The 23582-nt window shown below is 62.8% G+C and carries 21 protein-coding genes; 11 read left to right on the top strand and 10 right to left on the bottom strand.

Annotation, left to right across the window (positions count from 1 at the left end):
• Positions 1-6: 6 nt before the first annotated feature.
• The gene (locus FGL65_RS09115; protein ID WP_147820904.1) at positions 7-1389 is read right to left on the bottom strand and encodes an MBL fold metallo-hydrolase; all 1383 of its coding nucleotides are present in this window, start codon (positions 1387-1389) and stop codon (positions 7-9) included.
• A 350-nt stretch (positions 1390-1739) separates the two neighbouring features.
• On the opposite strand from FGL65_RS09115, the gene FGL65_RS09110 reads away from it, so the two are divergent.
• Together FGL65_RS09110 and FGL65_RS09105 are read left to right on the top strand one after the other, a co-directional pair.
• Positions 1740-2186 carry a MarR family winged helix-turn-helix transcriptional regulator gene (locus tag FGL65_RS09110; RefSeq protein WP_147820903.1) on the top strand — a complete coding sequence of 149 codons (447 nt, stop codon included), beginning with the start codon at positions 1740-1742 and terminating at the stop codon, positions 2184-2186.
• Between the two features lie 26 nt (positions 2187-2212).
• Positions 2213-2944 carry a flavodoxin family protein gene (locus FGL65_RS09105; protein WP_147820902.1) on the top strand — a complete coding sequence of 244 codons (732 nt, stop codon included), beginning with the start codon at positions 2213-2215 and terminating at the stop codon, positions 2942-2944.
• A gap of 52 nt (positions 2945-2996) precedes the next feature.
• On the opposite strand, the gene gatA is transcribed toward FGL65_RS09105, so the two are convergent.
• The 6 genes from gatA to FGL65_RS09075 form a co-directional block, all read right to left on the bottom strand.
• Positions 2997-4454: an Asp-tRNA(Asn)/Glu-tRNA(Gln) amidotransferase subunit GatA gene (gene gatA / locus FGL65_RS09100; RefSeq protein WP_147820901.1), complete on the bottom strand. Its 1458-nt coding sequence runs from the start codon at positions 4452-4454 to the stop codon at positions 2997-2999.
• A 24-nt stretch (positions 4455-4478) separates the two neighbouring features.
• Complete coding sequence (gene gatC / locus FGL65_RS09095; protein WP_147820900.1) at positions 4479-4763, bottom strand: Asp-tRNA(Asn)/Glu-tRNA(Gln) amidotransferase subunit GatC; 285 nt, start codon at positions 4761-4763, stop codon at positions 4479-4481.
• 46 nt (positions 4764-4809) lie between these two features.
• Positions 4810-6849, bottom strand: coding sequence for a type 1 periplasmic-binding domain-containing protein (locus FGL65_RS09090; protein ID WP_250645442.1), 2040 nt, complete (start codon positions 6847-6849; stop codon positions 4810-4812).
• Positions 6850-6958: 109 nt separating this feature from the next.
• The gene (gene dnaK, locus FGL65_RS09085) at positions 6959-8875 is read right to left on the bottom strand and encodes a molecular chaperone DnaK (RefSeq protein ID WP_147820899.1); all 1917 of its coding nucleotides are present in this window, start codon (positions 8873-8875) and stop codon (positions 6959-6961) included.
• 111 nt (positions 8876-8986) lie between these two features.
• Positions 8987-9595 carry a nucleotide exchange factor GrpE gene (locus FGL65_RS09080; RefSeq protein ID WP_147820898.1) on the bottom strand — a complete coding sequence of 203 codons (609 nt, stop codon included), beginning with the start codon at positions 9593-9595 and terminating at the stop codon, positions 8987-8989.
• Between the two features lie 96 nt (positions 9596-9691).
• On the bottom strand, positions 9692-10936 hold the full coding sequence (locus FGL65_RS09075; protein ID WP_147820897.1) for an aminopeptidase: 1245 nt from the start codon (positions 10934-10936) through the stop codon (positions 9692-9694).
• A gap of 97 nt (positions 10937-11033) precedes the next feature.
• Here FGL65_RS09075 and FGL65_RS09070 point away from each other — a divergent pair, with 97 nt between their 5' ends.
• The 9 genes from FGL65_RS09070 (at position 11034) to hydF (ending at position 20340) form a co-directional block, all read left to right on the top strand.
• On the top strand, positions 11034-12005 hold the full coding sequence (locus FGL65_RS09070) for a YheT family hydrolase (RefSeq protein WP_147820896.1): 972 nt from the start codon (positions 11034-11036) through the stop codon (positions 12003-12005).
• Positions 12006-12463: 458 nt separating this feature from the next.
• On the top strand, positions 12464-13726 hold the full coding sequence (locus tag FGL65_RS09065; RefSeq protein WP_222705820.1) for a [FeFe] hydrogenase, group A: 1263 nt from the start codon (positions 12464-12466) through the stop codon (positions 13724-13726).
• A 12-nt stretch (positions 13727-13738) separates the two neighbouring features.
• Complete coding sequence (locus FGL65_RS09060) at positions 13739-14080, top strand: iron hydrogenase small subunit (RefSeq protein WP_348981234.1); 342 nt, start codon at positions 13739-13741, stop codon at positions 14078-14080.
• A gap of 348 nt (positions 14081-14428) precedes the next feature.
• Positions 14429-14671: a TM1266 family iron-only hydrogenase system putative regulator gene (locus FGL65_RS09055; RefSeq protein WP_147820894.1), complete on the top strand. Its 243-nt coding sequence runs from the start codon at positions 14429-14431 to the stop codon at positions 14669-14671.
• Positions 14672-14686: 15 nt separating this feature from the next.
• The gene (hydG, locus tag FGL65_RS09050; protein ID WP_147820893.1) at positions 14687-16111 is read left to right on the top strand and encodes a [FeFe] hydrogenase H-cluster radical SAM maturase HydG; all 1425 of its coding nucleotides are present in this window, start codon (positions 14687-14689) and stop codon (positions 16109-16111) included.
• 45 nt (positions 16112-16156) lie between these two features.
• A complete protein-coding gene (locus tag FGL65_RS09045; protein ID WP_147820892.1) occupies positions 16157-17581 on the top strand; it encodes an aspartate ammonia-lyase in 1425 nt (474 codons plus the stop codon).
• Complete coding sequence (locus tag FGL65_RS09040; RefSeq protein ID WP_147820891.1) at positions 17578-18144, top strand: hypothetical protein; 567 nt, start codon at positions 17578-17580, stop codon at positions 18142-18144. The genes FGL65_RS09045 and FGL65_RS09040 overlap by 4 nt, the downstream gene beginning before the upstream one ends.
• Entirely contained in the window at positions 18141-19196 is a 1056-nt protein-coding gene (gene hydE / locus FGL65_RS09035) for a [FeFe] hydrogenase H-cluster radical SAM maturase HydE (RefSeq protein ID WP_187170332.1), read from the top strand. The genes FGL65_RS09040 and hydE overlap by 4 nt, the downstream gene beginning before the upstream one ends.
• Complete coding sequence (gene hydF, locus FGL65_RS09030) at positions 19138-20340, top strand: [FeFe] hydrogenase H-cluster maturation GTPase HydF (RefSeq protein ID WP_147820890.1); 1203 nt, start codon at positions 19138-19140, stop codon at positions 20338-20340. The genes hydE and hydF overlap by 59 nt, the downstream gene beginning before the upstream one ends.
• A gap of 45 nt (positions 20341-20385) precedes the next feature.
• On the opposite strand, the gene FGL65_RS09025 is transcribed toward hydF, so the two are convergent.
• Genes FGL65_RS09025 through FGL65_RS09015 form a run of 3 tightly spaced genes read right to left on the bottom strand, consistent with a single transcriptional unit; the run spans position 20386 to position 23578 of the window.
• Positions 20386-21279, bottom strand: coding sequence for a F0F1 ATP synthase subunit gamma (locus FGL65_RS09025; RefSeq protein ID WP_147820889.1), 894 nt, complete (start codon positions 21277-21279; stop codon positions 20386-20388).
• The gene (locus tag FGL65_RS09020; protein ID WP_147820888.1) at positions 21280-22809 is read right to left on the bottom strand and encodes an alternate F1F0 ATPase, F1 subunit alpha; all 1530 of its coding nucleotides are present in this window, start codon (positions 22807-22809) and stop codon (positions 21280-21282) included.
• Positions 22802-23578 carry a F0F1 ATP synthase subunit B family protein gene (locus FGL65_RS09015; protein ID WP_187170331.1) on the bottom strand — a complete coding sequence of 259 codons (777 nt, stop codon included), beginning with the start codon at positions 23576-23578 and terminating at the stop codon, positions 22802-22804. Before FGL65_RS09015 ends, FGL65_RS09020 begins: the two co-directional genes overlap by 8 nt.
• Positions 23579-23582: the final 4 nt, after the last annotated feature.

The raw sequence follows: 23582 nt of genomic DNA, 5'->3' as shown, positions 1-23582 counted from the left end.
GTTGGTTTAGGATACGGTCGGCAGGCCGGCGTTGGTCCATGCGAACAGGCCGCCCGCCAGGGATTGTATGTTCTTGAAACCTTGTTGACGCAGAAGTCCGGCAGCGATGTTGGAGCGGTAGCCGGTGCCGCAGGCCATGACCAGTTCGCGGTCCCTGGGCAGATCCGGAAGCTTGCCATCCAGGATGTCGGAAAGCGGGAAGTGGATGGCCGATTCGATACGCGCGCCCTTCCATTCGGCCGGGGTGCGCACGTCCACCACGGCCAGATTGCCGCCCAGACGTTCGCTGAGCTGGTGGGGCGAGGCCTGTTCCAGCTGTTCCACGGGCCTGCCGCTGTTGAGCCAGGCCATGATGCCGCCGGAAAGATACCCGAACACCTGGTCGTAACCGATTCGGTGCAGCTCGATGAGCATGCGGTCGTAGTCCTCCTGATCATCCACCACCAGCAGGATGTCGGAGCCCGGCTCGATGACCATGCCCACCCAGTTGGCGAGCTGCTTCTCAAAACCGATGTTCACGCTGCCGGGAATGTGAAACCCGCCATAGGCGGCGGAATTGCGGGCATCGATGACTACGGCACCCTCGCCCATCATCTCCTCGAACTGCTTCGGGGTCAGGGCCTTGTCCATGGGACAGGCGTCCAGCAGGTTGGCCCCGGCCTTGTTGGTGCTGATGATGTGGGTGAAGCTCTTGGGCCTGGTGGGGAAGGCCGAGGTCACGTCGGACTTGAATTCCTCGAAGGACTTGAAGCGCAGCATGGGGTTGGCCCGGCGCTCGTACCCGAGGGTGGAGCTCTTTTTGGCGCTCATACCCCGTCCGCAGAGGGACCCCTGGCCATGGGCCGGAAAGACCTCGATGTGGTCCGGGAAATCGGCCAGCTTAACGTACAGGCTGTTGTAAAGGTTCTTCACCTGCTCATCGAGGATCTCGGCCCCGGGCAGGTCCGGACGGCCCACATCGCCCACGAAGAGCAGGTCGCCCGTAAGCAGCATTTCCGGCTCGTCCGAGCGCACCTTGTCCGTCACCAGCAGGGAAATGGAGTTGGGCGTATGCCCCGGCGTGTGCAGCACTTCCACCTTGGCCGCGCCCAGCTCGAAAACCATGCCCTCGTTGAGCTCCTTGTGCACGTAATCCACGGTGACGCCGCTGCCGTTGATGTAGATGTCCGCCCCGGTGGCGGCCCGCAGCTCCTGATCGCCGCTGATGTGGTCCGCGTGCAGGTGGGTGTTGATCACATGGGTGATCCGCATGCCCTCCTCGCGGGCGATGTCCAGGTAGTCCTGGATATCCCTTTTGGGGTCCACCACCATACAGGCCTTGGCGGCGGGACAGCCGATCACATACGAAAGGCAACCCAGGCCTTCCACAGATATCTGATTGAAATACATATATTCCTCCTAGCTAGGCTGCCCGGAAATCCACGTTGGCAGTGTTGCCCGCATGTTTCAGAGCAGCGTTTTATTTAATAGTAATAATTCCTATTATCAATCAAACTCAATTTGCCCGTGTTCCCCGTCCCTGTCAAGGGGAATTGGAACAAACATGCACTACTTTTTATTTACTCCACATTATAGATTACCAACCACCAATCGTCTCGCCTCACATCACAACATAACAACATTAAATAATTAACTTTCACCCATTCATTCACATCTCGGCAATGGCCTTGAAAACAGTTGACTTCACAACTGAATCAAGTGATATTAGTTGCGAAGTCAACTATAGGAGATTCATCATCATGAAATTGCAAGGCGCGGAAACAATGGGCCGGTTCATAGCCATGCTCCACCGGATGGCAAACCTGTATCTGGGGCAAGAGCTTTCCCATATGAATATCGGTTCGGGCCAATACATATATCTTGCAGAACTCTTTACCCGGAACGGACAGAGCCAGGACGAGCTGACCCGCAAGATCTATGTGGACAAGGCCAACACGGCGCGGGCCCTGAAACGGCTTGAGGATACGGGATATGTGCGCAGGGCAATGGATGAAAACGACAAGCGGGTGAAACGCGCCTACCTGAACGCCCCCGCACTGAAAATCGAGGACGAATTCTGGGCCATCCTCACGAAATGGAGCGACGTCCTGACGCAGGGCATTCCGCAGGCACGGCAGCGGCAATTGATGGAGGACCTCAAGACCATGATGGGCAATGCCGCAAAACATCTTGAGAGCAAGACATGAACTGATCAACCCGCGAGGTGAGCAACATGAAAAGGACATGCAGGGTTCTGGCGATCAACGGCAGCCACCGGTCTGAAAAGGGCTTCACCCAGATCGTGCTGGACAGGTTTCTCGAAGGGGCCGAATCCGCCCGCGCTCACCCGGAGGTGCTCTACCCTTCCAGGGAGAAGATCACTCCCTGCTCCGCCTGCGGGAAATGCATGTTCGAAACACCCGGGGAATGCATGTTCCATGACGCCATGGAGACGATCATTCCCAAGATGCAGGAGGCGGACATTCTCGTGTTTGCCTGCCCGGTCTATTTCGATTCCCTGCCGAGCAACATGCAGAAGATGATCGAGCGCCTCAGGGTGACGCTCGACGCCCGTTTCGAATTCAGGAACGGGAGGACATATCACCTGAAAAGAGACGGCACCCCGAAAACGGTTGTCAACCTGCTGACCGCAGGCAACCCCGAGAGGGAATCCTTCACCTCCACCAGCAGGGTCCTGGCCCGCATCATCGACAACATGGGCTGGACTCCCGCTGGAACGGTCGCCTTTCCGGCGTCTCATCTTCTGGCCACCGAACCGGAGCGTCTCGCCGAACAGCTCAATGCCGTGGCAATGTGCGGCAGGGAAATCGTCTCAAAGGGAGAGATCAACGCCGAGACCCTTCAGGCGGCCAACCGCCAATACATCGACAGCCCAAAGGAAATGGTCCAGGACATGACCCGGATGATAGTGCGCATGCGAGAAGAAAATCGGGCCCGGCCCTAAAAAAAGAAGGGAGCTTCGTGAAGCTCCCTTCCGTTGTTCTCGATTTTGAACCCTACATCTCGGGCACGGGCATGGGCGGCAGGGCGCGCTCCAGGGCGTCGGCCACGGAGAGCATTCCGGCCTCGGAGAAGGCAGGCCCCATGAGCTGCAGCCCCACGGGCATCTGGCTGTTTTCGCCGAGCCCCACGGGCAGGCTCATGCCCGGTAGCCCGGCCAGGTTGAGCGAGATGGTGAAGATGTCGATGAGATACATCTGCAGGGGATCGGCCTTCTCCCCGATGCGGAACGCCGTGGTCGGACAGACCGGCCCGGCAATGAAGTCGCACTGGGTGAACGCCTTGTCGAAATCCTCGCGGATCAGGCGGCGCACCTGGGCGGCCTTGCGGTAATAGGCGTCGTAATAGCCGCTGGAGAGCACGTAGGTGCCCATGATGATGCGGCGCTGCACCTCGTCGCCGAACCCTTCGGTGCGGCTGCGGGTGTACATGTCGATGAGCTCGTCGGCTTCCTTGTTGCGGTAGCCGTAGCGCACGCCGTCGAAGCGCGACAGGTTGGAGGAAGCCTCGGCCATGGCGATGATGTAATAGGTGGCTATGGCGTAGTCCGTGTAGGAAAGCTTGACGGGCACGGTGGTGGCGCCCAGTTCCTCGGCCTTGGCCATCGCCGCGCGGCAGGCCTTTTCCACTTCCGGGGAAAGGCCCTCGCCCCAGTATTCCTCGGGCATGCCGATCTTCACGCCGGAAAGGTCGCCGCTGCCGAGCCCGGCCAGGTAGTCCGGCACTTCCACGTCAACCGAGGTGGAATCCTTGGGATCGTGCCCGGCAATGACCTGCAGCATGCGCGCGCAGTCCTCCACGGAACGGGTCATGGGGCCGATCTGGTCCAGGGAGGAGCCATAGGCGACCATTCCGAACCGGGACACGCGGCCATAGGTGGGCTTGAGCCCCACGATGCCGCAGAAGGAGGCAGGGGTGCGGATGGAACCGCCGGTATCCGTGCCCAACGCGCCATAGCACTGGCAGGCGGCCACAGTTGCGCCGGAACCGCCCGAGGAACCGCCCGGGACGCGGTCCATGTCCCAGGGGTTAGTGGTGCGCTGGAAGGCGGAGTTTTCCGTGGAGGAGCCCATGGCGAACTCGTCCATGTTGGCCTTGCCCAGCAGCACGGCCCCGGCATTGCGCAGCCGCTCCACAACGGTACCGTCGTAAAACGGCACGAAGTTTTCCAGGATTCTGGAGGCGCAGGTGGTGGGCGCTCCCTTGGTGGTCAGCAGGTCCTTGAGCACCAGCGGCACGCCCCACAGGGGCTTGTCCGCATCGGGGCCGGCCTCGTCCATGGCCCGGGCCTGGGCCAGGGCTTCCTCGGCCTGCACGGAAAGCAGGGCCTGCACCCGGGGCTCGGTGGATTCGATGCGATCCAGGCAGGACTGGACCACGTACTCCACGGACAGCTCGCGAGCCTGAAGCTTCGCGGCAATCTCAGTCAATGTCATGCAATGTATATCGGACATGAAAAACCTTGTAAGCGTAAGAACTTAAACGATTCTGGGGACAATGAAGAACTGGCCGTCCTGCTCGGGCGCGTTGGAAAGCACCTCCTCGCGGGTGTAGTCCTTGCGGACCTCGTCCGCGCGCAGCACCGTGGTGTGCTGCACCGGGCTGTACAGGGGCTCCACCTCGGAGGTGTCCAGTTCGCCCAGCTTGTCCATGTAGTTGAGGATGTCGTCCAACTGGCCCGCGAACAACTCGATCTTGTCCTCGGCCAGGTCCAGGCGGGCCAGCTTGGCCACCTTGGCAACTTCTTCGGGGCTGATTTTCATATCTTCAAGACTCCTTGCAGCGTCTTTCTGTTGTAATGTCGTGCACCTAGTTTCCGGCCTGTTCGGCGGCCCTGCGTTCCTTGTATGCCTCGGCGCGCTTCAGGCGGCGGGCCGTGGCGCGCTGGATGCGCCCCTTGAGCTCCCCGGTGTCGGCAATGGTCTTGCCGCTGCGGACCGGGCTGAACAGGAACAGGTCCTGCCGGGCCATGCCGCGGCTGTCCCACTGCATGGCGGCCATGCTGAAATCGATTTCCTGGGCCGTGCGGATGCGCTTGTTGATGTCGGACGGGCTCCAGTTGGAGGGCAATACGCCCATGCGGCCCACAAAGCGCACGAAGTCGAAGCCCAGGGCCACCCAGAAGTCGGCCCTTCCCAGGCCTTCCTCGGTCAGGGCGTCCTGCAGGGCCAGCGCGCCGTCACTGCCCGCCCACCATGCGCCGGGGCACACGGCCAGGTGGTAGTAATGCTCATCCACCTGCTTGGAGCGGTCCAGGGCGCGGCTCCAGAGTCCGGGCCCCAGGAACACGAGCTGCTCCCCTTCGTAGAAGAAGAAGTTGGGCAGCAGGTTCTGGGCCTGACTCCAGCCGTCCGGAATGAACACCGCGCCAAAGTCGGGCATGGGCAAAGGCACGTCCTTGTTCTCGCTGAAATTGCCGGGCACCTTGAGCAGCTTGGCGATATGCTTGTTCCAGTCGGTGAGCTGGCTGGGCGGATAGGATTCCATGCCGCGAATGCGCGCGCCCAGGGGCGCGGCCTCGTTGTAGAAGGTCTTGGCCATGGCCCGGCCGAACTTTTCCTGGGGATAGAAGACAGCGAAATCGCGGATGCCCAGGCGATTGACGGCCAGGTTCACCAGGCTGCGTACCTCGTCCTCGCGGCTGGTGAAAAAGCGCCATGCGTCCTTGCCCTCCTCCACCTCGCCCAACCCGGGCAGGAAGGTGAAGAAGGCGCGCTCGTCCAAAATCTTGCGGCCGTGTTCGGTGGCCAGCATGTCCTTGAAGGCATCCACCCGCAGGGGACCGCCCACCACCGTGAAATAGGACGGCAGCGAATTGAGGCGCTCGACCCAACCGGAGGCGGCGGTGTTGATGACCCGGATCTCCACTTCCACGTTCATGGTGGAAAGCTTCCACTGGGCCACGCCCGCGCCGCGCAGGATGCGGGTGCCCACCTTGGCGTAGGGACCGCTCACGGGCAGGGCCAGGGCCAGGCCGATGCGCGGCTGGCCGTACTTGCGTTCCAGGCGGGAAAGGGCCTCCACCAGGGGTTCACGGTCGGCCAGGTCGGCATTGACGGCAACCGAACGCATGCTGCGCCAGACCGCCGCCCACTGATCCTTGTCGTCGGCCTCGCGCAGGGAGCGCTCAAAAGAGACCAGGGCGTACGGGAAGCGGTAGACGTTGGAGGGGGTCACGTAGCGGGCAAGGTCGTCGAGATCGCCGTCCCGGGCGTCGTCCAGCATGGCGGAATACGCACGCTCGAACGCGACGCGATCATCCGTGTCCGGGGCCTGCTTATAAAAGCCGTCCAACACGCTCAGGGAACGCTCCAGGTCCTTTTCCCGCGCGAAATAATCGGAATACCAGAAGGCCACCTTCTGGCGGGTTTCCCAGGGAAGGCCGTCCTGCTCCAGCACCCATTTCAGATGGCTCTGCAGGCGCTGCGTCTTGCCCAGCCCGGCGACGGATCCGAGGTAGGCCTCCTGCCATCCCCAGTTGGTCACGGCCTTGATGTCCAGGTTGGCCCATTTTTCCAGGGAAATGCGGGCCTGATGGAAGTGGCCGTTGCGGTAGGCGCTCATGCCCAGGCGGCCCTGCGCCAGGGGCTGCTGGTCCCTGCCCAGATCGGTGCGCTCCAGGGCCTTGCTGTAATACAGCTCGGCGGCCGCGTATTCCTTGGCGTTCCAGGCCTTGTCCGCCTCAACCAGAAGGTCCGGCGTGGGCAGCATGTCGGCGCTCTGCAGCGCCCGCTGGGTCCAGGAGGATATGCCGGGGGTGCACCCGAACAGGGCCGCGGCGACAAGGGCCGTCAGCAGCACCGCCGGTATCAGGTGTCGGAATCCGTGTCCGAAGGAAGTTTCTTTCATGATGTAAACCCGTAGTTCATTCTACCGGAAAGCAGGTAAAAAAAGACCCGGCCCGCTCGAAGCGGACCGGGTAATGCTATACTTCGCTTGGACCCAGTTGGCAAGCAGGTTACTTGACTTCGGTGTAGTCGGCGTCGACCACGTCGTCGTCATCCTTCTTGTCCGAACCGGCGGCCTCGGCTTCGGGACCCGCCTGCGGGCCGGCGCCGGCCTGCTGCTCGCCGCCCTGCTGGGCGTAAAGCTTTTCGGCCAGCTTGTGGGAGGCATGTGCCAGTTCTTCGGTGCCCTTCTTGATGGCTTCCAGTTCGTCGCTCTCCATGGCCTTTTTCAGGGCTTCGATCTTGCTTTCGATGTCGGCCTTGAGCTCGGCATCCACGTTGTCGCCCAGGTCCTTGATGGACTTTTCCGAGGTGTAGACCAGGGTATCGGCCTGGTTGCGGGCTTCGATGAGCTCCTGCTTCTTCTTGTCGTCCTCGGCGTGGGACTCGGCATCCTTGACCATACGGTCGATTTCCTCGTCGCTCAGGCCGGAGGAAGCGGTAATCTGGATGGACTGTTCCTTGCCGGTGCCCATGTCCTTGGCCCCGACGTTGACGATGCCGTTGGCGTCGATGTCGAAGGAAACCTCGATCTGCGGAATGCCGCGCGGCGCCGGCGGAATTCCGGTGAGCTCGAAGTTGCCCAGCAGCATGTTGTCGGCGCACATGGGACGTTCGCCCTGGAACACGCGGATGGACACGGACGGCTGGTTGTCGGAGGCCGTGGTGAACACCTGGGACTTCTTGGTCGGGATGGTGGTGTTTCGCTCGATGAGCTTGGTGAACACGCCGCCCATGGTTTCGATGCCCATGGTCAGCGGGGTCACGTCGAGGAGCAGCACGTCCTTGACGTCACCGGCCAAGATGCCGCCCTGGATGGAGGCGCCCATGGCGACCACTTCGTCCGGGTTCACGGAACGGTTGGGCTCCTTGCCAAAGAATTCCTTCACCTTTTCCTGCACCAGGGGCATGCGGGTCATGCCGCCGACCAGGATGACTTCGTCGATGTCCGAGGCGGACAGGCCCGCGTCGGACAGGGCCTTGCGGCAGGGTTCCACGGTGCGGTTGACCAGGTCTTCCACGAGCTTTTCCAGCTTGCCGCGGCTGATCTTGACCATGAGGTGCTTGGGACCGTTCTGGTCGGCGGTGATGAACGGCAGGTTGACCTCGGTCTCGGTGGAGGAGGAAAGCTCCTTCTTGGCCTTTTCACCGGCCTCCTTGAGGCGCTGCAGGGCCATGCGGTCCTTGGAAAGATCGATGCCGTTTTCCTTCTTGAATTCGTCCACGAGGTACTCGATGACGCGCTGGTCGAAGTCCTCGCCGCCCAGGAAGGTGTCGCCGTTGGTGGCGCGCACTTCCACGACGTTGTCGCCCACCTCGAGGATGGAAACGTCGAAGGTGCCGCCGCCGAGGTCGAAGACCGCGATCTTCTCGTTGGCCTTCTTGTCGAAGCCGTAGGCCAGGGACGCGGCGGTGGGCTCGTTGATGATGCGCTTGACGTCAAGGCCGGCGATCTTGCCCGCGTCCTTGGTGGCCTGGCGCTGGGAGTCGTTGAAATACGCAGGAACGGTGATGACCGCTTCGGTCACTTCCTCGCCCAGGTAGGCTTCGGCGTCCTTCTTCAGCTTCTGCAGGATCATGGCCGAAACTTCGGGCGGGCTGTATTTCTTGCCGTCCACTTCCACCCAGGCGTCGTTGCCGTTGCCGGCCACGAGCTTGTAGGGGCAGTGGTCCTTCCACTTGGAAACCTCGGGGGCGTCCACGGAACGGCCCATGAGGCGCTTGATGGCGAAAACGGTCTTTTCCGGGTTGGTGACTGCCTGGCGCTTGGCGATCTCGCCGACCAGACGTTCTTTATCGGTAAAGGCGACAATGGACGGGGTGGTGCGTCCGCCTTCGGGGTTGGTCACACACTTCGGGTCCTTGCCCTCCATCACGTACACGCAGGAGTTGGTGGTACCGAGGTCGATGCCAATGATTTTACCCATTAGAGGTCCTCCTCAATCTTGTATTCTGTAGTAAATTTGTTTTCGTTCTTGGAAACGTGATTTCCAATTAAGCACTCAGATTCGCTTGTAAAGACGTCTCTAGACTTTTTTCTAGGACTTCTTGTTGACCATGACCTTGGCCGGGCGCAGCAGGCGTCCCTTGAGGATGTAGCCGTTCTGGGCCACCTGGACCACACAGTTGTCGTCCAGGGATGCCTCCTGGGCCATGCCCACGGCCTCGTGGAATTCGGGGTTGAACGCCTCGCCCCGGGAGGGCTCCACGCGTTCCAGACCATGCCTCTTGACCGTATCCACGAAAATCTTGCGGGTCATGTCCACGCCCATGATGAAATTCTTGCAGGCGTCGTCGGCCTGGTCGGCGTGCATGAGGGCCAGGTCCAGGTTGTCCAGCACGGGCAGCAGATCGGCCAGGATGGATTCGCCCACGAACCTCTTGAGATCCTCGGCTTCGCGGTGCAGCCGCTTCTTGACGTTTTCGGAATCCGCCAGGGCGCGCAGTTTTTCGCCCTCGGCCTCCTTCATGACGTCGCAATGCGGGCAGACATGCTCGCGGCACAGGGCCACCAGTTCCTCTTCGGAAAGGGACAGTTCCTGATCTTCGGTTTCCATTGCTTCGTTCTTCTCGTTCATATCCTCATCCATGGCTTTTTCATCGTTCACGCCGTTGATGGGAATTTCCGTACCTTTATCTTTGGCCATGCATTCGTATCCTTATGAGAAAATTACCGTGTCCGACCTGGGCCGGACGGGCATTACCGGGAAAAGTAAACACGGGTGCGGGGTTGTCAACAGGTCTTAGAATTTAAATTCGCCGTTTTCGTAGATGAGCACGGGCCTGCCTTCCCCGACCAGGGCCGTGACCCGCTTGGGCTCGGTGTTGACCAGGTCCCAGTGGATGTCCGAGGTATTGAAGCCCAGCTCGGCCTCCAGCTCCGGCGTCAGGGCCTCGGGCGGCCCGTCGAAGCATTCCGTGAGCGAGCCGCCGAGCGCGATATGGCAGTTGCCGTGCTCGCCGCCCACGTTCTCGTCCAGCAGGGTATGGGCCATGAACCGGTCCACGCGGGAAAAGCGCCTGTCCGTGAGCGAGAATTCCCCCACCCTACGCGCGCCCGCATCCGAATAGAGCTGGCGCTGCAGAAAACCCAGCCCGTATTCCGCGTCCACCTTGACGGCCACTCCCCCGTGGAATTCCAGGGTCGCTCCCTGAACCACATTGCCCTGCCGGATGCTGGGCTGATTGGCGAAGAACACGCCGTCCACGCCCCGGCAGTCCGGGGCCACATACAGCTCGCACCCCGGAATATTGCCGCCGGTGACGCCCATGAAACGGCGGTTGGCCCCCAGCCGCACCCGCAGGTCCAGGTGCTCGCCCTCCACATGCAGGGACTGGATGCCCAGCCCGTCCAGCCGTGCGCCCCACTCGGCCAGTTCCTTCCTGATGCGCCGCCATTCCCTGGCCGGGTCCGGCATGTTCAGCCAGCAGGCCCGCTTGAGCCGGGTCGCGTATTCCTCCAGCCCCATGCCCGCGGCGTCGGCCAGCACCCGGGTGGGATACAGGCATACGGTCCACCCCAGTGCGCCGAGCTGGCGGCGCAGCTCCAGCATGCGCCGGAACGGGGCCTCGGCCTTGTGCGCGTCGGCTATGGTGTGCGGGTCCACGGACTGGAGGTGGTCCAGGGATTCGGGGGCCAGGATGTTGATGCAGCCGGACGCGGCCTTGAAGAGTTCCTCGCGGCCGGGCTGCTGGAAGATGAGTTGAGAAAAACTGGAATTGAGGTAGCGCTCCACCTCCATAATGGGCGTGGGGTTGGCCACGGGCACGGGCTGCACATGCCTGTCCATGCACAGGGAATAGAGCACTTCCACCAGCGGGATGGCCGGGTGGTCGTAGCGAATGACCACCACATCCCCGTGCCGGAATTTGCGACCCCGCGATTCCTGCACGGCCCAGAGCAGCACGTCCGCGTAGTTTTCCAGTTCGGTTTGCGTGTAGAGTCCGATGATGTTTCTCCTTGTTGCCCCCAGAATATAAGCCCCCATGGACCGGGCGCAACCCCGAACCCGGCGCAGGCCCCGAAAATGTAAAAATATGTACCCGCGATTGACGCCCGCAGGTCTCTTTCTTTAATTTTCCCGCATGCCGATTCTTCCCCAGCCCTCCTATTCCCTGCCGTTCCCGTTCAGCAACGGGCATGTCCAGACGCTCTTTCCCACGCTGTTCCGTCAGGCGCCGGACACCGCGCCGCACCCCGAGCGCATCGACACGCCGGACGGAGATTTCCTGGACCTGGACTGGCATTACGCGCCCGGCGGACCGCACCGGCGGCTGGCCATCGTCACCCACGGCCTGGAGGGGCATTCCCGCAAAAAGTATCCGCTGGGCATGGCCGCCGCACTCACACAGTCGGGCTGGGACGTGGTCTGCCGCACCCTGCGCGGCTGCTCGGCCGAACCCAACCGCACCCTGCGCTCCTACCACAGCGGCGAGACCGAGGACCTGCACACGGTCGTCAGCCATGTGCTCGAAACCGGCAAGTACGACGAGCTCGCACTCATCGGCTTTAGCCTGGGCGGCAACCAGACCCTCAAGTACCTGGGCGAGGACCCGGCGCGCGTGCCCTCGGAGGTTACCCGGGCCGTGGCCTATTCCGTGCCCTGCGACCTGGCCGGGTGCGCGGACGTGCTCGACCTGCCCTCGCGGCGCGTGTACATGGAGTACTTCATGCGTGGACTCAGGCAGAAGACCCGGCTCAAGGCCGAGATGTTCCCCGGCACGATCGACCTCGGCGGTCTGGATGAAATGACCAGCTTCTGGGAATACGACGACCGGTTCACCGCGCCCATCCACGGATTCCAAAGCGCGGCCGACTACTACGAGCAGTCGTCCAGCCTGCGGTTCCTGCCCGCCATCCGGGTGCCTACGCTGCTGGTCAACGCCGTCAACGACGTATTCCTGACGCCCTCCTGCTACCCCACGGAAGCGGCGCGCCACAGCAAACACCTGTTTCTGGAAATGCCGCGCACCGGCGGCCACGTGGGATTCGTCCAGTTCAACCGCCACGGCCTGTACTGGTCCGAACGCCGCGCCGTGGATTTTTTGGAAAAGTAAAAAGCGGGAAAAAGAAACAGCTTTACACCCAAAACATCCACTGAGGGAGCCCGCCTTTTCTATCAGTGGGGCATGAAACCCAATTGAATTGCGGCCCCTGCCCCATATCCACGCGCGCACTTAATACCCCGTGGTCTTTGGTTTTTTATCCATCGTCTTAAACCTCTCAAGAATTTCCGTTCCAATCTAGCGAAGTTGGTGGTGATATATTTCCAAGCTCCGCGACTCGATCCCGACCGAATGAATTCCTTTTGCCTTGCGCACATTCGGCAAAGTCTCTGAGATCCTTGGTTGACATGTTTACAGATATTACAATAGTAGTTACATAGTGCTACCATATCTAATTTCGTACTCATAAAGTATGACTGCCGTGCGAGGTTGCATTGATATGGGGCACGCATGGCGGGCCTGAAAGGGTTTCGGGGCCGCCCGTCTTCAATCCTATGAGACAAGGAGGAATCATGAGATCCGTTGAAGGCGTCATGTATCAAGTCAATGCACCCAAAGGCGTTGATCCGGACGATATCTTTTTCGTCCAGGTTGATCCCAACAAGTGCGAGGCGTGCGGAACGTGCGAAGAGGTGTGCGGCACAGGCGCGATCAAGTCCATCAATGACGACGGCATTCGCCAGGTGGTGGACACTGCGGCCTGCATGAACTGCGGCCAGTGTCTGGTGAACTGTCCGTACGGCGCCATTTACGAGGGTGTGTCGTATGTGGACGAACTGTTTGAAAAACTGAAGGATCCGGATACTGTTGTGGTATCCATGCCCGCACCGGCCGTACGTTACGGCCTGGGCGAATGCTTCGGCGCCCCCACGGGCACCTATGTGGGCGGCAAGATGCACGCCGCTCTGCGCAAGCTCGGTTTCGACTACATCTGGGACAACGAGTTTACCGCGGACGTGACCATCATGGAAGAAGGCACCGAGCTGATCGGCCGCGTGAAAAACGCCGGCAAGGAAGGCACGCTGCCCCTGCCGCAGTTCACTTCCTGCTGTCCCGGCTGGGTGAAGTTCGTGGAAAGCTTCCATCCGGAACTGCTTCCCCATGTCTCCACCTGCAAGTCGCCCATCGGTATGCTCGGCCCCCTGGCCAAGACCTACGGCGCACAGGAAACCGGCAGCAAGCCCAAGAAGATGTACACGGTTTCCATCATGCCCTGCGTGGCCAAGAAGTACGAAGGCCTGCGTCCGGAAATGGACGATAGCGGCCAGCGCGACATCGACGCCACCATCAACACCCGCGAGCTGGCCTACATGATCAAGAAGGCCGGTATCGAGTTCAACAGCCTGCCGGACGAAGATCCGGATCCGGTCCTCGGTGAGTCCACCGGCGCCGCCACCATCTTCGGCACCAGCGGCGGTGTCATGGAAGCCGCACTCCGTCTTGCCTACGAAGTGCTTTCCGGCCAGAAGCTCAACGACCCGGACATCAAGGTGGTCCGCACCCACGAGGGCATCAAGACCGCGGATGTGAAGGTTCCCAACTTCGGCACGGTCAAGGTTGCGGTCTGCAGCGGCCTGAGCAATGCCCAGAAGCTGTGCGAAGAAGTCAAGGCGGGCAAATCCCCGTATCACTTCATCGAAATCATGGCCTGCCCGGGCGGGTGCGTCAACGGCGGCGGCCAGCCCATCGATCCCGATGTGCGGGCATCGCTCTTCAAGAGCATGATCGCCAAGGTGAACCGTCGGTACAATGCCAGAAAGCCCGTGGCCTAAGGAGGTAGCATCATGAGCGCAATGAAAATGACCAGGCGCGGATTCATAAAGACATGCGGCATCATGGCCGGATACGCCGTCCTTTCCGTGAACATGACCAAGGAAGTATTCGCCGCGGCCATGAACATGGTGGGCATGCGGCAGAAGCAGGTCTACGACGCCGACGCGCACGTCTACAAGATCAGAAAGTCTCAGGACAACCCCATGATCAAGAAGATCTACGACACCAAGAGCGGGTTCCTGCATGACGGTCCCTGCGGCCACAAGTCGCACCATCTCCTGCATACCGAGTACAAGGACAGGAGTGCGCGCGTGAAGGCCCTCAAGGACAAGGGTGTTACCCTGAACATCTAGCACACGCCACGGCCTGAGGCGAGGTGTTCTGACCCAAGGGCCTGTTTTTCTCTTCTTTTTCTTCCAATATCCTCCTCTTTTTGCAGGATACAAATTCTATATTTGTATTCTTTTGGTAATATTTTTTCTTGATTTGTGTCACCGAATGATGCAGCGTGCTCTGCAGAACACCTACTTACGGAGATAAAACTGCCTGCGGGAAGGAGATGCATCTGAACCAAAGGGCGGGGGTCTCCCGGCCCCATCCCTTTGCCGGCTTCTTTCTCCCGCCCTCCGTTCCCATGTGTCGCGCCCCGTGGCGTGGATGCTTCGTAGGAACCACATCGACCTATTCTGGCGGAGGCAATCATGGAGAAACGGATCGGAATCATCGGCATCATCATCCAGGAGCGCAAGGACGCCGCCCCCAAAGTGAACGAGATGCTCGGCACCTTCGGCGAACTCGTCGTCGGCCGCATCGGACTCCCCTACAAGGACAGGGGAGTCAGCGTCATCGGTCTCATTGTCGAGTCCACCACGGACGAGCTGGGGGCACTGACCGGCAAGCTTGGCATGATCCAGGGCGTACGCGTCAAATCGCTGATGGTCTAAACACGGGAGGCAGACATGAGCGGGCTGAAGAATCGAGAACACGACTACCACAATTTCATCGACGAGGCCGCGATCTGGGCCGACATCGAAAAGGCGCAAAAGAGCGACGCCGCGGAGGTGCGCGACGTCATTGCCAAGGCTGCGGAGAAAAAGGGGCTGACTCCCTACGAGACCGCTGTCCTGCTGAAAAACACCGACCCCGAGCTGGACGAGGCCATTTTCGAAACGGCCATCGGCATCAAGAAGTCCATCTACGGCAACCGGCTGGTGCTTTTCGCCCCCCTGTACATCACCAACGAATGTGGCAACCGTTGCGCCTATTGCGGGTTCAACGCGGAAAACGGCGATCTCGACCGGAGAACCCTGTCTACCGACGAAATCCGGCAGGAGGTCGAGGTCTTGGAGCGCCTGGGCCACAAGCGGCTGCTGCTGGTCTACGGGGAGCACCCGAAGTTCGGGGCCGACTGGATCGCCCAGACCGTTCGGGACGTCTACGCCGTCACCTCGGAAAAGAGCGGCGAAATCCGCAGGGTCAACATCAACTGTGCGCCCCTGGACGTGGACGGCTTCCGGAAGCTGCACGAGGTCGGCATCGGCACCTACCAGTGTTTCCAGGAGACCTACCACCGGGAGACCTACGCCAAGCTGCATCCCGCGGGACCCAAGTCCGACTTTCTGTGGAGGCTGCACGCCATGCACCGGGCCCAGGAAGCGGGCATTGACGATGTGGGCATGGGCGTGCTCTTCGGCCTGTTCGACCCGGCCTTCGACATCCTGGCGCTGCTGACCCACTGCAACCAGCTGGAAAAAGACTGGGGCGTGGGACCGCACACCCTGTCCTTCCCGCGTCTGGAACCGGCGCTCGGAGCGGAGATCGCCTACAATCCGCCGTACCCGACCTCAGGGCACGAATTCAAGAAGATCGTCGCCATCCTGCGTATGGCCGTGCCGTACACCGGCCTGATCCTGACCACGCGGGAAAACGCGGCGGTCCGCAAGGAACTGCTCGAGGTGGGCGTTTCCCAGCTCTCGGCCGGTTCACGGACCTATCCGGGCGCCTATCACGACCCGGAATACGACCGCCCGGACGTGCAGCAGTTCTGTATCGGCGACAGCCGGAGCCTCGACGAGGTCATCCGGTCCATCGTTTCCGAGCACGGCTACGTGCCGTCCTGGTGCACGGCCTGCTATCGCCTGGGCCGCACCGGCGAGCACTTCATGGAGCTGGCCAAGACCGGGTTCATCCAGAAATTCTGTCTGCCCAACGGGCTGCTGACCTTCAAGGAATACCTTGAGGACTACGCCTCGCCCGAAACCAAGGCGGCCGGGGAAAAGCTGATCCAGGACGAGCTGGAAAGCTTTGCCGACGACAAGCGGCGCGGGCTGCTCGTGGACCGGCTGCAGCGCATGGAACAGGGCGAACGGGACCTCTACCTCTAACCAATCGGGCCGCGTCCGTTTTTCGGGCGCGGCCTTTTTTTCGACATGTCCGAAACACGCACCGAACACGACGCCCTGGGAGAGCTGGAAATTCCTTCCGCCGCCTACTACGGCATCCATTCCCTGCGCAGTGCGCGGGCCTTTCCCTTTTCCGGGCAGCGCATCCATCCCGCACTGATCCACGCCCTGGCCGACGTCAAGTGCGCCTGCGCCCAGACCAACGCGGCCCTCGGCTACCTGGACGCCGCCAAGCTCGGGGCCATGGAGCAGGCCTGCGCCGAAATCGCCGCGGGGCAATGGCTCGACCAGTTCATCGTCGACCCCTACCAGGGCGGCGCGGGCACCTCCACGAACATGAACGCCAACGAGGTGGTGGCCAACCGGGCCATCGAACTGCTGGGCGGACGTCCCGGGGACCATTCCCTGGTGCACCCCTTTCACGACGTCAACATGCACCAGTCCACCAACGACGTGTATCCCACGGCCCTTGCCGTGGCCGCACTGCGCCTGCTCAAGGACCTGGAGGACCGCGTGTCCGCACTCCAGGCCGCGTTCCAGGAAAAGGAAGGCGAATTCCGGGGCGTGGTCAAGGCCGGGCGCACCGAAATGATGGATGCCGTGCCCATGACCCTGGGCATGAGCTTCGGGGCCTATGCCGAGGCCTTTTCCAGGGACCGCTGGAGAATTTTCAAATGCCGCGAGCGCATCAAGCGGGTCAACCTCGGCGGCACCGTGCTGGGCACCGGCGTGGGCGCGCCCCGGGAATACATCCTCAAGGCGGCGTCCGTGCTGCGGCGCAACACCGGCCTGCCCGTTTCCCGGGCCGAGAACATGGTGGACGCCACCCAGAACATGGACCGCTTCGTGGAGGTCTTCGGCATGCTCAAGGCCTATGCGGTCAACCTCTTCAAGGTCTGTTCCGACCTGCGGCTCATGGCCAGCGGGCCCGCCGCCGGGCTGGGCGAGATATCGCTTCCCGCGGTGCAGACCGGCTCGAGCATCATGGCCGGGAAGATCAACCCCGTGGTGCCCGAGGCGGTTTCCCAGGTGGCGCTGCGGGTCATGGGCAATGACCATGTGTTTTCCATTTCCGCGGCCTGCGGCCAGCTCGACCTCAACCACCTCATGCCCCTGCTGGCCCATACCCTGCTGGAATCCCTCGGGCTTCTGGGTCAGGCCACCGAGGCCCTGACCGGACATTGCAGGGGCATTGCCGCCAACAGCGCCTCCTGCCGCTCCATGGCCGACAACTGCCGGGGACTGGCGACCCTGCTGGTGCCGCACCTGGGCTACAAGGCCGTTGAGGGCCTGCTGCGGGAGGCCGAGGCCTCGGGAATAGGACTTCGGGAACATCTCGTCTCCTCGGGCCGGGTTTCCGAAGAGCAGGTGGAGGCCATGCTCAGCCCGGCCAACCTGTGCCGGATCGGCTTCGTTCCGGGAGAAAACCCTCTTGAGGGGGACGGGGAGTGATCAGCGCCGGGGTACAGGGCATGGACCTGCCCGCGCTCATGGCCGGGGCCGCCAGGAGGATCGTCTGGCACGCGGCCATCTATTCCCCGTTTGCGGCCTCCGCGCCCCACGTGGAAGCGGTGCGAACCTTTCTGGGACGCTCGGAAACCAAAGGCCTGCACGTCATCTCCCTGCCGAGACGGCCGGAAGCATGGTGCGGCGACTTTTTCACGGTATTGCGCGGCAAGGGCATGCACGGGGCCGTGCTGGAGGAGCTGGGGAAATCCTGGCGGTTCCTCGACCAACTCGCCGGGGAATTCCCGGACCGGGTGCGGCTCCATGAACTTCACGGCCAGCCGTGCTCCCCGGTGCTGCTCGTGGACGACCATATTCTCTACGGGCATTACGCGGTTTCGGAGGTTCCCGCCGGGGAAGGCCTCTGGACGAGGCTGGAGGCGGATGTGGAACGCCTGCTGGGCTGGCATCTCAAGGGTGTGCCGGAAGGGGCCGCCGCCTGGGAACGGGCCTGCTTCCGGCTGGTTTCGGATTGTGCAAACGCCATGGACAACGGAGTTGTGAAATGAACGGGATTTGCGAAAAGGACATGATCGAATTTCTCAGCGGGGGGCGGGACGACCTGCTCTTCTCGCTGGCCGACGAGAAACGCCGGTCCGTGTTCGGGGACGAGGTCTACCTGCGCGGCATCATCGAGTTTTCCAACGTCTGCAACAAGGACTGCCAGTACTGCGGGCTGCGTTCCTCCAACCGGGGGGTGAAGCGCTACCGCATGAACCCGGACGCAATCGTCCGGGCCGCGGACCTGGTGGCCGGTGAAGGGCTGGGCACCATCGTGCTCCAGTCCGGCGACGATTTTTCCTACAGCGCGGAGGAGATCGGCAAAATTGTGGAGCGCATCAAACTGCGGCACGACGTGGCCGTGACCCTCTCCCTGGGGGACCGCAGCCTCGACGATTACGCCCACTGGCGCGATTGCGGCGCGGACCGCTGCCTGCTCAAGGTGGAGACCGGCCATGTGAAGCTCTACGAGCGCCTGCGGTGCGGCCAGAGCTTCAAGGAGCGGCTGCACCGCCTGGAAGGGCTCAAGCGTCTCGGCTACGAGGTGGGCTCCGGCATCATCGTCGGCCTGCCGGACATGAACGTCATGGACCTGCTGCGCGACCTGCTTCTGCTGGAACAGCTCGACCTGGACATGATCGCAGTGGGTCCGTTCGTGCCCACCCCGGACACGCCCCTGGCCAACGCCAGGCAGGGCGACCTGGAACTTTCCCTCAGGGTTTCCGCCCTGATGCGGCTCCTGTGCCCCGAAGCCAACATCCCGGCCACGAGCGCGCTGGACGCGGTTTCCCACGGCGCGCGGCTTCAGGCCCTGAAAAAGGGCTGCAACGTGGTCATGCCCTCCTTCACGCCGGACCAGTTCAAGGCGGCCTATGCCATCTACCCGGGCAAGAACGTCTCCTCCATACCGGTGCAGGTGAAGCTGCGGGCGCTCAGGCAGAGTCTTTCGGACATGGGATTGGTTCCCTCTTCTTCAAAAGGTTTTTCTCCCAGGAGGCAGTATGTCGAACAAGGCACCGCGCGGCGTCCGGCTGGTGATTACGCTTGCGGGACGGCGTAACGCCGGCAAGTCGTCGCTCATAAACGCCCTGGCCGGGCAGGATGTGGCCATTGCCTCGGAAACCCCGGGCACGACCACGGACCCGGTCGCCAAGCAGTACGAGCTGCTGCCCCTCGGGCCGGTCACCTTCTACGACACGGCCGGGCTGGACGACGAGGGGGAACTGGGCGCGCTTCGGGTCCAGGCCACGCGCAAGGTGCTCTTCCGCACGGACGTGGCCCTTGTGGTGGTCGATGAAAAAGGCCTTTCGCCCCTGGAGCATGAACTCCTGGAGGAAATGCGCGGCCTGGGGCTGCCCGTGGTGGTGGTCTTCAACAAGACGGACGTGGCCGCGCCGAACAGCAAGGACATTTCCTGGTGCGCGGAACAGGGCATCCGGCACGTGTCGGTTTCCTCGAAGACCGGAAACAACGTGGACGGGCTCAAGACGGCCATTATCGACTCCGCCCCGCCCGAGATGCTGGAGGAACCGGTGCTGGCCGGGGATCTCATCGCCGAAGGCGACTGGGTCGTGTGCGTGGTCCCCATCGACCTGGCCGCGCCCAAGGGACGGCTGATCCTGCCGCAGGTGCAGGTGCTGCGCGAAATTCTCGATTCGGACGCCCTGGCCGTGACGGTCAAGGAGCGGGAGGTGGAAGAGGTCCTGGACGGGCTGCACCGGAAACCAACCCTGGTGGTCACCGATTCCCAGGTGGTCATGAGCGTTGCCGGGGACGTGCCCGAGGAAATCCCCCTGACCACCTTCTCGACCCTTTTCGCCCGCTACAAGGGCGACCTGGACGCGTTCCTGGAAGGGGCCGCCGCCATCGACACACTCGGGGACGGCGCAAGGGTGCTCATGTGCGAATCCTGCTCCCACCACCCCGTGGCCGACGACATCGGCCGGGTAAAAATCCCGCGCTGGATTTCCCAGTACACGGGCCGCGACCTTTCCTTTGACTTCTACGCCGGGCACGACTTCCCCGACAACCTGGAACAGTACGACCTGGCGGTCCACTGCGGCGCGTGCATGACCAACCGGCGGGAGGTGCTCCGGCGGATTCGCGAATGCCGCCTGCGCGGGGTGCCCATCACCAACTACGGCATCGCCATCTCCAAGGTGCAGGGCGTGCTCGACCGGGTGGTTGCGCCGTTCGGACAATAGCCGGTCTTTTACGGACATTTGTATCGTCATAAAAAGCAAGGGGGCTTAGCCCCCTTGCTCGTCTGAGACAAAAAGCTCCCTACTCAAGGCTTCAAAGCCGGACACGATGTCCATAAGCTCTTCGGTGATGCCTGACTGACGCCGCTGGTTGTAAAGATCAGTAAGCTCCACCAGCCGGTCCTCAATGTTGCGCTCCGCCCCCTGCATGGCGGCCAGCCGCGCGGAATTCTCGCTGACCATGGACTCTGCCGCGGCCCGGTACAGGGTCACGGAAAGATACTGCTCCAGCAATCCGGCCAGCAGTTCCTCATCATCCAGGGTGAAAAGAGGCAGACACCGGCGGGAGTCCTCCCGCTCCAGGGACGTGCGCAGGGCCGGAAGATCAATGGGCAGCAGCTGGGTGATCTCCACCGTGCCCAAGGCTCCGGCAGCGGGCCGCGTGTTGATGAGCGTTATGGACCCGATACCCTCCTCGGTCCAGTTGCGGATCAGGTCCAGCAGCTCGGCCACGAGCCGGGCCACATAGGCAACGGATCCGGGGACCCCCAGAATGCGCTCCACGTCCTGCCCCTCGGCCTGAAACACGCCAGCCAGCCGCTCGCCCATGGCCGCCACGCGCACGGCTGGCCGGGAAAGCAACCGCCGGGCCGCGCCGTGGATCTCCTCGTTGAGCTGGCCGCACATGCCCTGGTCCGTTCCGAAGGCAATGAATCCGGGCACGCCGCTGCCGCCCGGCCGGGCCGTCCCCCCCAGATGCGGCCGCACCCGGAAGAGCATGGCCAACCCCTGCTCCACGGTCAGGCTGTACTGGCCCACGGCCTCCCCGGCCCTGGCGTACTGGCGCATGTTCACGGCCGCCAGGGTCTTCATGGTCCGCACCACGGCATGCAGCTCCGAAGTGGAATGAATGGTCTGCTTGAGCGCTTCCAGGGTCTGCATCTAGCCCTCCGGCTCCCACAGGACTGCGCGGGCCTCGTCCACAATGCGCCGCATGTCCGCCTCTTCCAGATTGTCGCCCCGCAACACGGCCTCGGCCAGTTCGGCGAGGGACTCATCCAGCCGTTCCAGAATGGCCCCCTGGTCCTCGGCCAGCCCTTCCACCGAACGGCCGTCGAACACGCCCCTTCCCAGGGCCAACAGAATGAAGACCTGCTGCGCGGCGGTAAGCGGGCTGGAGCGGGGCTGTTTGAGGATTTCGCGCACCCTGCGGCCGCGCTCGATCTTCTGGCGCGTGTCGTCGTCCAGACGCGTGCCGAACCGGGAAAAGACCTCCAGTTCCTCGAACTGGGAATAGGTCAGCCGCAGGTCCCCGGCCACGGCGCGATAGGCGCGCAACTGGGTCTTGCCGCCCACGCGGGAAACCGACTTGCCGACGTCCACGGCGGGCAGGATGCCCTTGCGGAACAGGATGGGCGAAAGATAGATCTGCCCGTCCGTGATGGAAATGAGATTGGTGGGGATGTAGGCAGAAAGGTTCTGGGCCTCGGTCTCCACCACGGGCAGGGCCGTGAGGGAGCCGCCGCCGTGCTCCTGCTTCAGGTGGGTGGAGCGCTCCAGCAGCCTGGAATGGATGTAAAAGATGTCGCCGGGAAAGGCCTCGCGGCCCGGAGGCCTGCGCAGCAGCAGGGAAAGCTCGCGGTAGGCCCGGGCGTGCCGGGTCAGGTCGTCATAGACGATGAGCGTGTCCCGTCCCTGCTCCATGAAATATTCGGCCATGCTGGTGGCGGCGTACGGGGCCAGGAACTGCATGCCCGCGGCGTCCTCCTCGGTGCTGACCACCACGGTGGTGTATTCCAGGGCGTCGTTCTCGCGCAGTTCCTGCACCACCTTGCCCACGCTGGATCCGCGCTTGCCTATGGCGCAATACACGCAGATCACGCCGCGCCCGCGCTGATTGATGATGGTGTCCAGGGCAATGGAGGTCTTGCCGGTCTGGCGGTCACCCAGGATGAGCTCGCGCTGGCCCCGCCCCACCGGAATGAGGGCGTCCACCACCTTGAGCCCGGTCTGCATGGGCACCTGCACGGGGTCGCGGTCCATGATGGGCGGCGCGGGTCGTTCCACGGGCAGCCGGGCGTCCTCGCGCACTGGGCCGCGCCCGTCCAGGGGAGCGCCCAGGGCATCCACCACGCGGCCGAGCAATCCCTCGCCCACGGGCACGTCGGCCACCCTTCCCGTCCGGCGGGCCTCGGTCCCGGCCTGCACGGTCTCGCCGCCCCGCAGCAGCACGGCCCCGGTCAGGGCATGGTCCACGTCGAGCGCCATGCCCGTGGCGCTGCCGCCCACTTCCAGCAGCTCGTCGGCCATGACCCCGGAAAGCCCCTTGATGCGGGCCACGCCGGAGCCGATGGAAGCCACGCTGCCGTAGCGCTCCATGCCGGGCCGGAACCGGAAGCCGGACGCTGCGGAATCCACGGCGCGGGTTGCCCGGCCCAGAGCCCTGGAAAGAATGGACCTGTCGTCACTCATGGTTTCCTTCTCCGGTATCGCCGCCCGCCAGCACCTCCTCCACGGACTCGGCCAGACGGTCGAAATAGCGGGTCACGTCCCAGCCGAACCTGCGGCCGTCCGCACTGACGACCATGCCCGGCGCATCACTGGATTCCGTGAAACGGATCTTTGCATCCGTGCCCAGGATTTCCCGCACCGAACCGGCCACGCGCTCCCGCTCCGAAGCGGGCAGCGGGAAAAACGCGGCTATCTCCAGAACACCGCTCTCCCCGGCCCCACGGACAAGCGCCTTGCGCTCCTGCTCGGGCAGGGCCCGCAGTTCATCGAGGAAACGGTCGGCCATGGGCGGAATCATGTCCTGCCCGGCCAGGTCCCCGAGGGCACGGGCGCTGACATCCAGCACCCCGCCCGCCAGAACCCCGGCCAGCCTGCGGTCCAGGTCGTCCCGTTCCCGGCGCAGGGATTCCCGCCAAGCCTCCCGCTGGCCGTCGACCTCCTTCCGGGCCTGTTCCAGCAGTTCCCTGCGGCGCTCGTCCGCTTCCTGGGCGGCCCTTCGAAGTTCCCGGTCCCGATTTTCCTCCAGGGCGCTCCGCTCGGCCTCCAGGGACAGCCGTAGCGCCTCGGCCTGCTCGCGTTCTTCCCGGGCCTGCCGCAGGCGTTCGTCAATGGACTGCTGGCGCTGGTCCATGATCTTGACCACGCGGTCGAAGAGGAAGATCTTGAGCAGGGCCACGAGCACCAGGAAGTTCAATGCCTGCGCGGCCACGGTGTACCAGTCGATAAGCACGGCC

It is taken from the genome of Salidesulfovibrio onnuriiensis, assembly GCF_008001235.1.
GTDB classification, from domain to species: domain Bacteria; phylum Desulfobacterota; class Desulfovibrionia; order Desulfovibrionales; family Desulfovibrionaceae; genus Pseudodesulfovibrio; species Pseudodesulfovibrio onnuriiensis.
Note: the sequence above shows the minus strand (reverse complement) of the source record. Positions and strands in the feature narration are given on the sequence as shown.